This window comes from Rhodococcus sp. DK176, assembly GCF_038447315.2.
Taxonomy (GTDB): domain Bacteria; phylum Actinomycetota; class Actinomycetes; order Mycobacteriales; family Mycobacteriaceae; genus Rhodococcus_F; species Rhodococcus_F jostii_A.
The window spans coordinates 3,074,257-3,087,293 of sequence record NZ_CP118321.2; the positions used below are offsets into that span (position 1 = coordinate 3,074,257).

Here is a 13,037-nt window from a genome sequence, read left to right on the forward strand (position 1 = left end):
TTTCCCACCACGCTAGAACCGGATCGCGCCCAACGGAATCCAAGAAACCTTTAGCTGCGTGAGGGTCGGTCGCTCAACGGTTCGGATCGGCGGGCAACGTAAACGTGAAGACCGCCCCGTGCGGATCGTTCTCGCGCGCGGTGAGTGTCCCGCCCTGGCGGGAGATGATGCGGTGGCTCAGCGCGAGCCCGATTCCGTGACCCGTGGACTTCGAGGTGAACGCGCCGTCGAAGATTCGGCCGTCCGGGATGTGCGAGAGACCCTTGCCGTGGTCCTCGACGCTCACGACGCCCTCCGTCTCGGTGATGTCGGTGCGTACCGTCACGATGCGGTCGGCTGCCGGCCATTCCGCCATCTCGTCGATGGCGTTGAAACACAGGTTCAGAATGACCTGCCCGGTGAGCACACGTTCGCACACGACGGCAACCGTGTCGTGCGCCCGGAGGTACTCGACGTGAACTCCCTTCTGCCGCGCCCGGATGTCGATGAAATACGCGCATTCGTCGACGATGTCGTTGAGATCGACGATCTGCTGGGACTCCTCGAGTTGTGTCACGTATTCACGCAGACTCCGGACGATCTGATTGGCCCGGTCGATCTGCTTGCGCGCCTCCCCGAGGCCCCAGCTCACCTCGTCGTGACCGCTCCGGCCGTCGTCGAGGCGGCTCTGCGTACCGGCGATGAAATTGGTGGCGGCCGCGAGCGGCTGGGCCAACTCGTGGGCGATGGCCATGGCCATGTCGCCCATCGCGTTGTAGCGGGCCAGGTAATTGAGGTACTGCGAGTCCCGTTCGTGCTCCTGCTCGGTGCGGACGTGTTCGGTGACGTCGTGGAAGAGCAGGAGGTGGCCGCTCAGATCGTTCTCGATACCGATGTGCTGGCAGCTCCCCGCATGCCACCGGCGCTCGCCGGGTGTCAGTTCCACCTCGTAGCGCAGGCTCTGGGAACCCCCGTCGGCGGTCGTCAGTTCCAGGGCGCGTCGCACGCTCTCCCGTGACTGACCCGCCCGGCAGAATTCCGTGAAGCGTTCGCCGACAAGCGATGCCACCGGAACCTTCAGGAGCTCCGACGCCGCCTCGCTCGCATACGTGATCCGGCTGTCGTCGTCCAGGACGAGGATTCCTTCGGCCATGTTCCGCAGGAACGCGGCCAGCCGGGCCTCGGTACGGGTGAGGTCGGCCTCGGTGCGAGTGAGGTCGCGGCGCATCGACGTTTCCTGCTCGATGTCGCGGAACTGCACCATCACCACGGTCCGGGCATTCAACTCGACCCGGATCGCGATCGCCTCCGTCAGGACTTCTCGCCCGCTCTTCGCGCGATACGCCCATTCGATGACCGCCGCCCCGTTGTCGACGGCCTCCTGCAGCCACCGCCGTCCCACCGACCTGCGGTACCGCTTCGCCGGGGAACTCATATCGGGCGCCTTGAGCGGTTTGAGCTCTTCGACCGTGAACTCGAGCAGTTCGGACGCCGCCCGGTTCGCCCAGAGGATGTCCTTGGTGGCCGCATCGTGGACCAGGACGCAGTAGCGAAGGGACTCGACGAGTCGTTCGTAGTCGGACGGCGCGAGATCGGACAATGCAGCCTCCTTCGGCTCATCTCGAGTCTACTGAGCGGTCGGACCGGGAGCGCGATAGGGAAATCCTTTACTCCGAGGCGACATCTCTGCACGTCCGCGGGAGGAAGCACCGATTGAGTGATGCCCGCCACCGCAATAGCGTCAATTCGACACGAAAAACGCCACACCCCTTCTACTTCGCGTCGATCGGAGTATTTGATGACCAACGCACCGACCCTCGACACGACAGATGCCGCCGCGAACGGGACGCTGTCATTCGAGGACGTCCTCGAGCACGTCGCATTGCGGCGGGAAGAGTTCGCTCGCCAGAAGTTCGTGCCTCGCGACATGATCGACGAGTTCAAGCAGATCGGCATCTACCGCGCGGCGACACCCCGCCAATTCGGCGGCGACGCGCTCCCCCCGAGCGAGTTTCTGCGGATGATCGAACGCATCTCCGCGGTGGACGCGTCGGCGGGCTGGGTTGCCAGCTTCGGCTCCGCGCTCGTCTACCTGGCGGCACTGCCGCTCGCGACGCAGGCGGAGTTGTACAAGGACAGCCCCGACCTCGTCTTCGCGGGCGGGCTGTTCCCGGTGCAACCCGCCGAACAGGTGCCCGGAGGTCTGAAGATTCACGGGCAGTGGAAATTCGCCAGCGGATGCAAGGGCGCCGACATTCTCGGCGTCGGGATTCGCGGCGGCGACTCCACGGCGGGGAAGCCTCGCACCGCCCTGCTGTGGCCGAAGGACGTCGAGATCGTCGAGAACTGGGACGTGGTCGGTCTGTCGGGTACCGGAAGCCACGAACTGAAGGTCCACGGCGTCGTCGTACCCGAGGACTGGACGTTCATCCGGGGCGGGACCCCCACCGTCGACGAACCCCTCTACCGCTACCCCTCCATCGCGTACGCCGCCCAGGTCCTGGCCGTCGTCAATCTCGGAGTGGGCCGTGCTGCGCTCGACTACGCGATCAAGGTCGGAGCGGGACGCACGGGAATCACCGGAGCGCCCAAGCTCGCCGATCGCGCCTACTATCGCATCGACCTGGCCAAGGCGGAAGCGACACTGAGGTCCGCCCGTGCCTTCTTCTACGAGGTCACCGACGAGGCGTACGCCACGGTGGTCGCCGGCGACCCCGTCCCGGACAAGCTTGCGGCACTTCTTCGCCTGTCCTCGACGCACGTGGCCAAGGCGGGCGCGTCCGCCGTGCACACCGCATTCCAGTTGTCGGGCACCGGCGCGATCTACGACGGCAACGCGATGCAGCGGTACATGCGCGAGGCCCTGGTCCCGCCGCAGCACGCCTTCCTCGGCGACGGCATCTACGACAGCGCCGGTGCGGTGCTCATGGACATCCCGCCGTTCCCCGGCTTCATCTGACCACCCCGTTCGAATCGAGGAGACCATCGTGAGTGACACCAAGACCGCACCGCTGCGAGTCCTGTTCTGCATCGGCATCAACCAGAACTTCTTCGACCTCCCGACCGGCCAGGGCGGGCTGGTGTGGAAGGCGTTCTCCGGGATGATGGACGCGGTGGCCGACACACCGGGCGTCCGGGTGATCGGGGACATCGACGACGACAGCCACATGGTCGGACCGTCGGACGGCTGGCCGTGGACCTGTTACATCCTCGCCGACGTCGACACCCAGGAGACCGTCAAGGCCGTCTGCAACCTCTTCCGCACCACCCCGGTCGGCGAGTACACGCTGTGGCGATACGCGAAGATCGAAGCCCGCATCGGCCGTGCACTCACCGTCCGCGAGGACGTCGACCTCGGCGCGTGAGCAGTATGCACTCTACGACCGCGGCCGAGCTCGTCGAGAGCCGTGCGGCCGTGCACCGCGTGATGTGCCGCTACATGGAACTGTGCGATGTTCCCTCCGTGGCGTTTTCGGTCGAGGAACTCGCCTCGCTGTTCACACCCGACGCGGTGTGGGAAGGCATCGGTACCGAGTACGCGCACAAGTTCGGCACGCGTCGGGGCCTGCCGGAGATCGTCGGAATGCTCACCGCGTACCTTCCACCGAACTCCCATTTCCGCGCAAATGTGCACTTGCTCGGCAATGAGCAGATCGAGGTGGACGGCCCCGAGGCCCAGGGGCGGTGGATCATGCAGCAGCTGTCGCGATACGAGGACGGATCGGCCGAACTGCTCGTCGTCCGCATCACCGCCGAGTGTGAGGTCCGGGGCGGTACCGCCCGAATCAAGCACTTCACGACCGAGAAGCTGTTCGTCACTCGCCTCGACGAGGCGACACGACTGCTCGAATCGAATGGAAAGAGAACGTGATGACCACTTCGCTGGATCCCACCAACTTCGCGGACCTCGCCACGGACGACCGCGTGGACGGATCGCTGTACACCGACCCCGATATGTTCGAGGTGGAACTCGAGCGGATCTTCTACCGCACCTGGGTATGGGTTGCCCACGAGAGCGAGATCCCCGAGGCCGGAAGCTACAAGATGGCGACCATCGGCCGGCAACCGGTGATCGTCAACCGCGACCGCAAGGGAAACTTCAACGTCCTGCTGAACCGGTGCCGCCACCGCGGGGCCAGCGTCTGCGAGGTCCCCAAGGGCAAAGCGAACGGGTTCACCTGCCCGTATCACAGCTGGTCGTATGCCCTCGACGGTCGTCTGCGCGGAATTCCGTACCCCGACGGTTACGACGAGAACCTCGACAAGAAGGACCTCCCCCTCCAGAGTCTGCGGGTGGAGTCGTACGCCGGCATGATCTTCGCCAGCTTCAACCCCGACGTCGAACCCCTCGACGACTTCCTCGGCGACGCGAAGGTGTGGATGGACCTGTTCATGAAGCAGGGCGCCGGATACCCCGTCAAGACGCAGGGCGAACATTGCTTCCGCTTCCGCGGGAACTGGAAGATCCAGTTGGAGAACACCACCGACGGATACCACTTCCCGATCGTGCACCGGTCCTGGATGTCCTCCGTCGACGCCGAGACCGCCGACATGCTCTCCTTCATGACCGACGACAACGCCGTCACCCACGCTCTCGGAAACGGCCACAGCGTCGCGATCATGGTCCCGGAGCACGTCGACCTGGACCACGACGACGGCACCGAGAAGATTCAGGCGCGTTTCGACCACATCGTCGAAGAACTGTCGAAGACGATGCCCGCCGACAAGGTCCGCCGCATCGTCCGCTCCATGCACGGCGCCGGGTTCAACCTGAACATCTTCCCCAACGTCGCGATGTCGATGTCGTTCTTCCGGGTGCTGCGACCGATCTCCGTCGACGAGACCGAGATCCGGCACATCGCCCTCGGCATGGACGGCGGACCGGAGATCGTCAACCGCGAACGCCTCCGCATCCACGAACATTTCCAGGGCCCGTTCGGGTTCGGCAGCCCCGACGATTCCGAGGCCTGGGACCGGGTCCAACGCGGGTCCCGCGGCGCACCCGGAATGCCGATCATGGTGAACCGCGGTCTGGGTCGTGAAGCGCTCGACAGCGACGGACACCGCACCTCGCACGTCACCGACGAAACCGGGATGCGCGAGGCCTACGCAATGTGGAAGAGGATGATGACCGATGAGCACTGACCTGATGACCGCCCAACTCGCCGACACCCGCGTACTGCAGGCGATCGAACTCATCTGGCACGAAGCGGCCCTCCTCGACGCCAAGGACTACCAGACCTGGGACGCCCTCTGGACCGACGAAGGCCGGTACGTCATCCCCATCGACCCGGACACCGACGACTTCGACGGATCGCTGAACATGGTCAACGACGACACTCGCATGCGGCGCATGCGTATCGAACGCCTGACCTCCGGCTACTCGATGTCCGCGCTCGCCGCCGCCCGGACGGTCCGCACCGTCTCGCGGTTCACGGTCGAGGAACGGACCGAGGACTCGATCACGGTGAGGTCTGCGCAGATCCTCGTGGGCTTCAAGCGCGACGACCAGCAGACCCTCGCCGCCGACGTCACGCACCGCGTTCGCTACACCGAGAGCGGGCCGCGGTTGGACCTCAAGGTCATCCGGCTCGTCAACTCCCAGGCAGCGGTCAACGCCTCCGGCTACCTACTCTGACCAGCACTTTCCGAACCTTATCGATCGAACAGGAGCTCGACGTGGATTCTGTCGCAGTAGTCACCGGCGGCGGACGCGGCCTCGGTGCCGCGATCGCACAGCAATTGCACGACCGCGGATACCGCGTCGCGGTCACGGACATCGACAGCGGTGCCGCGAAAGAGACTGCGGCGGAGCTGGATCCGGACGGCGACACGGCCATCGGCGTGGAACTGGACGTTCGGAAGAGGACGAGTTTCGAAGCCGTCCGTGACCGGGTGATCGCGGAGTGGGGCGGCATCGACGTCCTCGTCAATAATGCCGGCCGGTCGCAGACGGGCTCCTTGATGGACATCGCGCCGGAGGAATTCTCCGACATCGTCGAGATCAACCTCAACGGGGCCTTTCTCGGCTGCCAGGTGTTCGGAAGCTACTTCGCCGAGAAGCGATACGGCAGAATCGTCAACATCGCGTCGCTGGCGGGACAGAACGGTGGCACGGCGACCGGCGCGCACTACGCCGCGGCCAAGGGCGGCGTCGGCACCCTGACCAAGGTTTTCGCACGCGAACTCGCCCCGTCGGGTGTCACGGTGAACGCGGTCTCCCCGGGACCGCTGGACCTGCCGGTCGTGCGCGAGACGGTGCCCGCGGAGAAGCTGGCCGCCATCCTCACCACGATTCCGGTGGGCACCCTGGGCTCGCCCGATTTCATTGCCGAGACCGTTGCCCTGCTCGCATCGCCGACGGCCGCGTCGGTCACGGGTGCCTGCTGGGACGTCAATGGCGGCCTGTACATGCGCTGACCCCCGCCCGCGGGCGACGGGTCGCAGCACCGGAGGAAGAATCACCATGAGCATGTTCACTGTCACTGTCGCGGACATTGTCGAGGAAACGCCGGACATCAAGTCGTTCCGGTTTGTTCGGACGGACGGGTCACCGTTCGACCCGTACCCGGCCGGCGCCCACATCGACATTCTCGGTCCCACCGAGGTCCTCACCCAGTACTCTCTGTGCAGCCCGCCGCACGAGTCCGAATCGTACGTTGTCGCCGTCAAACGCGAGACCGGCCCGCGCGGTGGCTCGGCCGCGCTGCACGATCGTGTGAGGATCGGCAGCGAGTTGCAGATCAGCCGGCCCCGCACACTGCTCACGCTCGCCGAAGACGCGGACCGGCACATCCTCGTCGCGGCGGGGATCGGGCTGACCCCGATGCTCAGTCTGGCGTTCGCGTTGCACCGGCGGAGACAGCAGTTCGACCTGCACTACTTCGCGCGGACGAGGGCGCAGGCCGCGTTCGTCGACCTGCTGGAGAGCGCGGATTTCCGCCGGGACGTGCACCTGCACTTCGGCCTGACGAGGGACGATCAGCTCTGCGCGCTCGAGAAGATCGTGGCGGACGCGTCGGCCGCCACCCACGTCTACACCTGCGGCCCCGAAGGTTTCATGGATCGGGTCCGCGGGCTGGCCGAACCCGCGGTCGGTGAAGACGCGGTCCACTTCGAACACTTCGAGGCGGCGACGCCTGTAGCGACCGGGTCGGACACGGCGTTCGAGGTGGAACTCGACACGGGCGAGGTGTTCGAAGTGCCTGCCGGAAAATCCATCGCCGACGTACTCGAAGAGAACGACATCGGGATCGACACGTCCTGCAGGGAGGGTATCTGCGGCACATGCGTCCTGGACGTGCTGGAGGGCGAACCCGACCACCGCGACAATTGCCTCACCAAGAGTGAGAGAAAGGCGGGAGACAGAATTGCCGCGTGTGTGTCGCGCGCGAAATCCGACCGGCTCGTCGTCGAACTTCCCTGAAAGTGCCGAATAATTTCAGGTCACGGCAATTCCGGCCTGCAGAATATCGCGGACGAGAACGGCGATGCTTTCTGCTCCGGTCTTTTCCTTGATACGGGTGCGATGCACGTCGACCGTCTTCACGCTGATACCCAGCTCCTTGGCGATGTTCTTGCTGGGCAATCCGTCGAGGACGAGTGCGAGAATTTCCCTTTCGCGCACCGTCAGCGTGTCGATCCGGCCCTGCAACTCTGTTCTGTTGCGTCGCTCGCCGAATCGTTGACGCGCGACCCGGAGCGCATCCTGAATCACGTCGAGCATGTGCTGCGGATCGTAGGGCTTTTCGATGAACGTCAGCGCACCCCGCTGCAGCGCCCGCACCGACATCTTGATGTCACCGTGTGCCGACACGAAGATGATCGGGATCGGGGATTCGTCGGCGAGGAGTGCCTCCTGGAGCTGGAATCCGCCGACTTCCGGCATCCGGACATCCAGAACGAGGCAGGCCGGGATGTCGCGACGGTACTCGTCCAGGAAGGACTGCACCGAGAAGTAGTACTCCGACGTGATGTTGACCGAATCGAGCAGCCATGCAAGCGATGCGCACAACTCCTGATCGTCGTCGACGATGTAAACCCGTGTTTCCTGCTGATCCATCGAATCCTGCCTCGCACAGATGACTTGCTTCCTCGTCCAGTGAACACCGACCGTAACGGAAGCGGTAGGCAACTGAAGGAATCCCCTACCCGGGTAGGCGACTTACTGCGAGAAAGTAGCGTCGCCGCCAATGTTCCCACCCAGGTGATTCGTCCTATTCTTCTCGGGGAACGCGGGCGCACCACGAAAGACACGACTTCCTGTTCCAACTCACGGAGGCTGAAAATGCCCGAACTCACTACCATGCAATTGAGCTTTCGCACCGCCATGGCGAACCTGCCCGCCGCGGTCAACATCGTGACGACCGACGGCCCTGCCGGGCGCTGCGGAATGACGGTGACCGCCGTCTGCTCGGTCACCGACTCCCCGCCCACCGCCCTGGTGTGCGTGAATCAGAACAGTGCGATGCACAACGTGTTCCGGCACAACGGCCGAGTCGGAATCAATGTTCTCTCCGGCGACGACGAAGAGCTGGCCATGCATTTCGCGGGCGCAACGAAAGTCGCGATGGCGGACCGCTTCCGCTGGGACATCTGGGAGGAAGACACCGGCGACGGTGTTCCGATCCTGCGCGCCGCCCACGTGGTGCTCGCCGGCCGGATCGCGGACAGCAAGACCGTGGGGTCGCATTCGGTGCTGTTCGTCGAACTGGACCGCGTGCAGACGCGCGAACACGGCGACAGCCTCGTCTACTTCCAACGGAAGTTCCACCGTTTGTCGGTTCCGGTCGAGTCCCCCGACTGGCTGTTCTACGACGAATGGTCCGACCCGATCACCGTGACGCCCACCCTCGTTCCCGCCGCAGCCGGAGGTAAATAGCCATGGTCACCTCGTCACCGCCCGAACAAGTCCCACAGAATTCCGACCTGCAGGTGCTCGCAGACACGCGCGCCGCCTTGACCTTTCGTCTCAGCGCCCTGGTCCTCGCACTGTTCCTGCCCCTGCCGATCCTCGGTGGGTTCACCTCGCTGCTGGACGGCGTCGTCTTCAGCGGTGTCACCGTGGCGTGGCTCTACGCGGTCGCGCAGTTCGTCGTCGCCATCGTCGTGGCCCGGTATTACATGGCACGGGCAGCCGAACTCGACTCCCGGACCGCCTCGCGGGCGAAAGGATAACAGCCATGAACCTCGTCTCCGCATCGCTCTTCGCGGCCCTCGTCGCCGTCACGCTGATGATCACCGCGTGGGCTTCCAAGAGGAACAAGTCCGCCGCCGATCACTACGTCGCGGGCGGCAGCCTCACCGGCAGGCAGAACGGTGTCGCCATCGCCGGCGACTTCATCTCTGCCGCCTCGTTTCTCGGAGTCACCGGTGCGATCGCCCTGACCGGTTTCAACGGGTTCTATCTCGCGGTCTTCGTGCCCGTGGCGTTCGTCCTCGCGATGCTCCTGATCGCGGAACCCCTGCGCAACCTCGGCCGCTTCACGCTGGCAGATGTCCTCGCCACCCGGTTCCCCGGCAAGGACGTGCGGTCGATGATGGCCATCAGCACGGTGGTGATCAGCGTGGTCTATCTCGTGTCGCAGCTGGTCGGGGCCGCGCTTCTGGTGTCGCTGCTGTTCGACCTCGACTACGCCGTGGCCGTGTTGATCATCGGAACGCTCACCACCGCATACACACTGGTGGGTGGAATGCTCGCCACCAGCTGGATCCAGATCATCAAGACCGGTCTTCTCATGGTCTGTGCCGTGGTGCTGTTCGTTCTCGTGCTGGTGCGGTTCGATTTCAACCCCTTCGGCCCGTTCAGCACGGCGCTCGCCGAGTTCGGGCAATCGTTCGTCGCGCCGCAGCGCACGTCCGGTGCCGCGTCGTTCGATCAGTTGTCGCAGACCGTCGGGCTCGTCCTCGGCGTGCTCGGCCTGCCGCACGTCATGATCCGATTCCTCACCGTTCCGGACGCGAAGCAGGCGAGAACGTCCGCCTACACGGCGATCTGGATCTTCTTCGCCTTCTACCTGCTGGTACCCGTGCTCGGCTACGGCGCCGCCAAGCTGGTCGGTGTCGAGGTGATCAAGTCCGAGAACAGGGGCGGCAACCTCGCGGTCGCCCAGCTCGCCGAGACGGTCGGCGGCGGCGTCCTGCTGGCGTTCGTCGCGGCCGTGGCGTTCGTGACCATTCTGGCCGCACTGTCCGGCCTGGTGATCGCAACCTCGGGTGCGATCGCACACGACCTGTACGGGCAGGTGATCAGGAACGGGTCGGTGTCGGCGAAGGCTCAGCACCGCGCAGCCCGGGTCGCGACGGTGGCCACCTGCGTCATCGGTGTCGCCATCGCGTTCGCGGCGCAGAAGCAGAACGTCGCGTTCCTCGCGTCACTGGGCATGTCCATCGCCGCGTGCGCGAACCTGCCGGCGCTGCTGCTGACCATGTACTGGAAGCGCATGACGGCGCGTGCCGTCATCTCCGGCATCGTGGTCGGGCTCGTCCTGTCGGTCACCGTCATCCTGCTCAGCCCGGTCGTGCAGGGACCGGACTCCATTCTCGGATTCTCGAACCCGGCACTCGCCGTGGCACCCCTCTCGCTGGCGGTGTCCATCATCGTCGCGCTGGTGTCGGCGCCGTCCGGGGAGACGAAAGCGCGAGCAGATCGACTCTTCTCGGTGATGCGCACCCGAGCGCTCACCGGGCAGACCGAGACGACGGACGACGACACGATGGTGGCGATGCAATGAAGACGGAACTACGGTCACCGAGCCCACTCCGGGACCTGGCGGAGCAGCTGGCGACGGGCGCGACGACGCCCATCGACGTGGCGGAGGCGGCACTCGCACGGATCGCGGAACTCGATCCGGAAATCCACGCCTGGGCCCACCTCGACGCCGACGCGGTGCGGTCCGCGGCCGCCCGGATCCAGGACAGCGGCCCGGACGGCGCACTCTGGGGCGTCCCTGTCGGCGTCAAGGATCTCATCGACGTCGCCGGGATGCCGACGCGCTGCGGTAGTGAGCGGCGGAGCACGGATCCGGTGACGACGGACGCCGACTGTGTGGCACGGTCGCGCGCACTCGGCGCGCTCCCGTTCGGCAAGACCGTCACCACCGAGTTCGGGTACTTCAAGCCCGGCCCGACCCGCAATCCCCGTGCCCTGGACCACACGCCCGGCGGGTCGTCGAGCGGCTCGGCGGCAGCGGTGGCCGCCGGCATGGTGCCGCTGGCGTTCGGCACGCAGACCGCGGGGTCGCTGACGAGGCCGGCGTCGTTCTGCGGAGTCGCAGGTTTCGTCACCGCCCACGGCGAACTCCCGACCGCGGGCATCACCGGGTTGAGTCCCAGTCTCGACACGGTGGGGCTGCTGGCACGGACCGTGCCCGATCTCCACTTCGCGTGGACAGCACTGCGCGACGGCACGCGGGCGCCCGTCCTCGTGCCTTCCGCGCCGCGCCGGCTTCGCCTGTGGAGTGGGTTCGAGCTCGGCGAGCTGTCCCGAGAGATGACGGCGGCGCTCAGGGCGACCGCCGATTCCGCAGAGTCGGCGGGGATCGAGTGCCGTGAGTTGGACGCCGCCGCAACGATCGTGGCGCTGACGGAACATCACCACACGGTGATGGCGTACGAGGCGGCCGGGGAACGTGCCGCCGAGGCCGCGCAGACCGACAAGATCAGCGCACCCCTCGCCGAATTGTTCGCCGCGGGGGCGGCGGCCACCGAGGCGGACTACCGTGCCGCCCTCGCCGGCATCCGCGAGACCCGACAGCTGCTGCTCGCGGCGTTGGACGAGGACGAAGCCATCCTCGGGCCCGCGGCTCTCGGCGCCGCTCCACCCGGGCACGGCGCGACCGGGACGCCCATTCTGAGCCGACCGTGGCAGGCCCTGGGACTGCCGGTGGTCACGATCCCCGGGAAGCGTGACGGCGCGGGCCTGCCCCTCGGATTGCAGCTGATCGGACGTCCCGGTGCCGAGCAGCGCCTGTTCGAGACAGCCGCGTGGCTGGAATCCGTGCTCTGACAACGACAGGAAGGCGTCAGTCGACGAAGATCGACGGCTGGCGTTCCTTCCACGGCGCCGCCTGCTCCAATTGCGCGGCCACCTCCAGTAACAGATCTTCTCTGCCGGTGGCCGCGACGAGTTGGATCCCGATGGGGAGGCCCTCCGGGCTCAGCGCGAGCGGCAGGCTGATCGCGGGGTTTCCGGACACGTTGAACGGTGCGGTGAACGGCCCGAACTCGAAGATGCGGCGTAGCCACGAGCGCACGCTGTGCCGGGGGTCGTCGTAGTCGAGGGTGCCGAGCGGCACCGGCAGCCACGCAACGGTCGGTGTCACGAGCAGATCGAATCGGGTGAAGAACAGCCCGATGGACCGGGTGACCCGGTGCTGCGCGTCGAGTGCAGCCGCGACGTCGAGTGCGGTGAACGCCTGGGTCTCCTGCAGCACCGTCCGCGAGACCGCCTCGAGCAGAGCGGGATCGGGCCTGCGTGGAGCCCGCAGGATCGCCGCGCCCGTGGCGATCGCAGTGAGTGTCGACGCTTCGACGACGTCCTCCGCGTCGAATTGCGGGCGCGTCTCCGTGACGGTGTGGCCGATCCATTCGAGGATCGTGCCGGCGACGACCGTGGCCTCCGATACCGTACTTTTCACCGACCGCCGGGGCGGCAACGGCGTCCAGCAGATGGGCCGTGTCGCGGACGATTCGGGTGAGGGCGAACTCGTAGATGTGCCCGAACCCGACCTCGCCGACCAGTGGGCCGCACGGGATTCGGCCGCGGCTCGGTTTCAGGCCGATGAGCCCGCAGCACGAGGCAGGCACCCGTAGCGAACCGGCGCCGTCGTTGCCGTGCGCCAGCGGAACCGCCCCCGCGGCGACGAGCGCGGCGGATCCTCCGCCGGTTCCCCGATCGAGTGCCCACGGATTGCGCGTCGGCCCGTACCGCGGATGCTGCGGCTACCGAGTGTGAACGGCACGCCCTTCGCGAACGGGCCGCTGTCCTTGATGACGAACGGCACCCCCGCCAGTGGACCGTCGGTCCGGTGGTCGAGGGCCGGATCGAACATGGGCAG

14 protein-coding genes and 1 pseudogene are annotated in these 13,037 nt (G+C 66.1%); 11 read left to right on the top strand and 4 right to left on the bottom strand.

Translation table 11 applies throughout. From position 1 onward, the window contains the following. Positions 1-73: 73 nt before the first annotated feature. Complete coding sequence (locus PSR88_RS14545) at positions 74-1,579, bottom strand: PAS domain-containing sensor histidine kinase (RefSeq protein WP_011595529.1); 1,506 nt, start codon at positions 1,577-1,579, stop codon at positions 74-76. Between the two features lie 198 nt (positions 1,580-1,777). Here PSR88_RS14545 and PSR88_RS14550 point away from each other — a divergent pair, with 198 nt between their 5' ends. Genes PSR88_RS14550 through PSR88_RS14580 form a run of 7 tightly spaced genes read left to right on the top strand, consistent with a single transcriptional unit; the run spans position 1,778 to position 7,405 of the window. Beyond that, complete coding sequence (locus PSR88_RS14550; RefSeq protein ID WP_011595530.1) at positions 1,778-2,938, top strand: acyl-CoA dehydrogenase family protein; 1,161 nt, start codon at positions 1,778-1,780, stop codon at positions 2,936-2,938. Positions 2,939-2,966: 28 nt separating this feature from the next. Then, positions 2,967-3,344, top strand: a complete 378-nt coding sequence (locus tag PSR88_RS14555; protein ID WP_009475617.1) for a hypothetical protein — start codon at positions 2,967-2,969, stop codon at positions 3,342-3,344. 5 nt (positions 3,345-3,349) lie between these two features. Continuing rightward, positions 3,350-3,850 (top strand): nuclear transport factor 2 family protein, encoded by a 501-nt coding sequence (locus PSR88_RS14560; protein WP_016882271.1) that lies wholly within the window; start codon positions 3,350-3,352, stop codon positions 3,848-3,850. After that, entirely contained in the window at positions 3,850-5,124 is a 1,275-nt protein-coding gene (locus PSR88_RS14565) for an aromatic ring-hydroxylating oxygenase subunit alpha (RefSeq protein ID WP_011595531.1), read from the top strand. The genes PSR88_RS14560 and PSR88_RS14565 overlap by 1 nt, the downstream gene beginning before the upstream one ends. Then, the gene (locus tag PSR88_RS14570) at positions 5,114-5,617 is read left to right on the top strand and encodes an aromatic-ring-hydroxylating dioxygenase subunit beta (RefSeq protein WP_011595532.1); all 504 of its coding nucleotides are present in this window, start codon (positions 5,114-5,116) and stop codon (positions 5,615-5,617) included. The genes PSR88_RS14565 and PSR88_RS14570 overlap by 11 nt, the downstream gene beginning before the upstream one ends. 41 nt (positions 5,618-5,658) lie before the next feature. Beyond that, the gene (locus PSR88_RS14575; protein WP_011595533.1) at positions 5,659-6,399 is read left to right on the top strand and encodes an SDR family NAD(P)-dependent oxidoreductase; all 741 of its coding nucleotides are present in this window, start codon (positions 5,659-5,661) and stop codon (positions 6,397-6,399) included. Between the two features lie 46 nt (positions 6,400-6,445). After that, positions 6,446-7,405, top strand: coding sequence for a PDR/VanB family oxidoreductase (locus tag PSR88_RS14580; RefSeq protein ID WP_016882270.1), 960 nt, complete (start codon positions 6,446-6,448; stop codon positions 7,403-7,405). A gap of 15 nt (positions 7,406-7,420) precedes the next feature. Here PSR88_RS14580 and PSR88_RS14585 read toward each other — a convergent pair whose 3' ends face one another. Next, positions 7,421-8,041 (bottom strand): response regulator transcription factor, encoded by a 621-nt coding sequence (locus tag PSR88_RS14585; RefSeq protein WP_011595535.1) that lies wholly within the window; start codon positions 8,039-8,041, stop codon positions 7,421-7,423. A gap of 225 nt (positions 8,042-8,266) precedes the next feature. Between PSR88_RS14585 and PSR88_RS14590 the strand changes: the two genes are divergently transcribed. From PSR88_RS14590 to PSR88_RS14605, 4 genes are read left to right on the top strand one after another with little or no spacing between them, the layout of a single operon-like run. Continuing rightward, complete coding sequence (locus tag PSR88_RS14590) at positions 8,267-8,860, top strand: flavin reductase (protein ID WP_016882269.1); 594 nt, start codon at positions 8,267-8,269, stop codon at positions 8,858-8,860. Positions 8,861-8,862: 2 nt separating this feature from the next. Then, entirely contained in the window at positions 8,863-9,156 is a 294-nt protein-coding gene (locus tag PSR88_RS14595; RefSeq protein ID WP_005255961.1) for a DUF485 domain-containing protein, read from the top strand. Positions 9,157-9,161: 5 nt separating this feature from the next. Beyond that, entirely contained in the window at positions 9,162-10,712 is a 1,551-nt protein-coding gene (locus PSR88_RS14600; protein WP_009475625.1) for a cation acetate symporter, read from the top strand. Then, positions 10,709-11,986 (top strand): amidase, encoded by a 1,278-nt coding sequence (locus PSR88_RS14605; protein ID WP_016882268.1) that lies wholly within the window; start codon positions 10,709-10,711, stop codon positions 11,984-11,986. The genes PSR88_RS14600 and PSR88_RS14605 overlap by 4 nt, the downstream gene beginning before the upstream one ends. Before the next feature lie 16 nt (positions 11,987-12,002). Here the strand turns inward: PSR88_RS14605 and PSR88_RS14610 are convergent, their stop codons facing one another. Then, on the bottom strand, positions 12,003-12,617 hold the full coding sequence (locus PSR88_RS14610) for an amidase family protein (RefSeq protein ID WP_037196851.1): 615 nt from the start codon (positions 12,615-12,617) through the stop codon (positions 12,003-12,005). Positions 12,618-12,687: 70 nt separating this feature from the next. Then, positions 12,688-12,858: pseudogene (locus PSR88_RS14615) on the bottom strand (amidase family protein); the annotation flags it as partial. Positions 12,859-13,037: the final 179 nt, after the last annotated feature.

What these genes read in the sequence shown, in the direction of transcription:
- PSR88_RS14595 (WP_005255961.1), top strand. Translation starts at nt 8,863, where the DNA reads ATGGTCACCTCGTCACCGCCCGAACAAGTCCCACAGAATTCCGACCTG.
- PSR88_RS14560 (WP_016882271.1), top strand. Translation starts at nt 3,350, where the DNA reads ATGCACTCTACGACCGCGGCCGAGCTCGTCGAGAGCCGTGCGGCCGTG.
- PSR88_RS14590 (WP_016882269.1), top strand. Translation starts at nt 8,267, where the DNA reads ATGCCCGAACTCACTACCATGCAATTGAGCTTTCGCACCGCCATGGCG.
- PSR88_RS14600 (WP_009475625.1), top strand. Translation starts at nt 9,162, where the DNA reads ATGAACCTCGTCTCCGCATCGCTCTTCGCGGCCCTCGTCGCCGTCACG.
- PSR88_RS14550 (WP_011595530.1), top strand. Translation starts at nt 1,778, where the DNA reads ATGACCAACGCACCGACCCTCGACACGACAGATGCCGCCGCGAACGGG.
- PSR88_RS14585 (WP_011595535.1), bottom strand. Translation starts at nt 8,041, where the DNA reads ATGGATCAGCAGGAAACACGGGTTTACATCGTCGACGACGATCAGGAG.
- PSR88_RS14580 (WP_016882270.1), top strand. Translation starts at nt 6,446, where the DNA reads ATGAGCATGTTCACTGTCACTGTCGCGGACATTGTCGAGGAAACGCCG.
- PSR88_RS14565 (WP_011595531.1), top strand. Translation starts at nt 3,850, where the DNA reads ATGACCACTTCGCTGGATCCCACCAACTTCGCGGACCTCGCCACGGAC.
- PSR88_RS14605 (WP_016882268.1), top strand. Translation starts at nt 10,709, where the DNA reads ATGAAGACGGAACTACGGTCACCGAGCCCACTCCGGGACCTGGCGGAG.
- PSR88_RS14570 (WP_011595532.1), top strand. Translation starts at nt 5,114, where the DNA reads ATGAGCACTGACCTGATGACCGCCCAACTCGCCGACACCCGCGTACTG.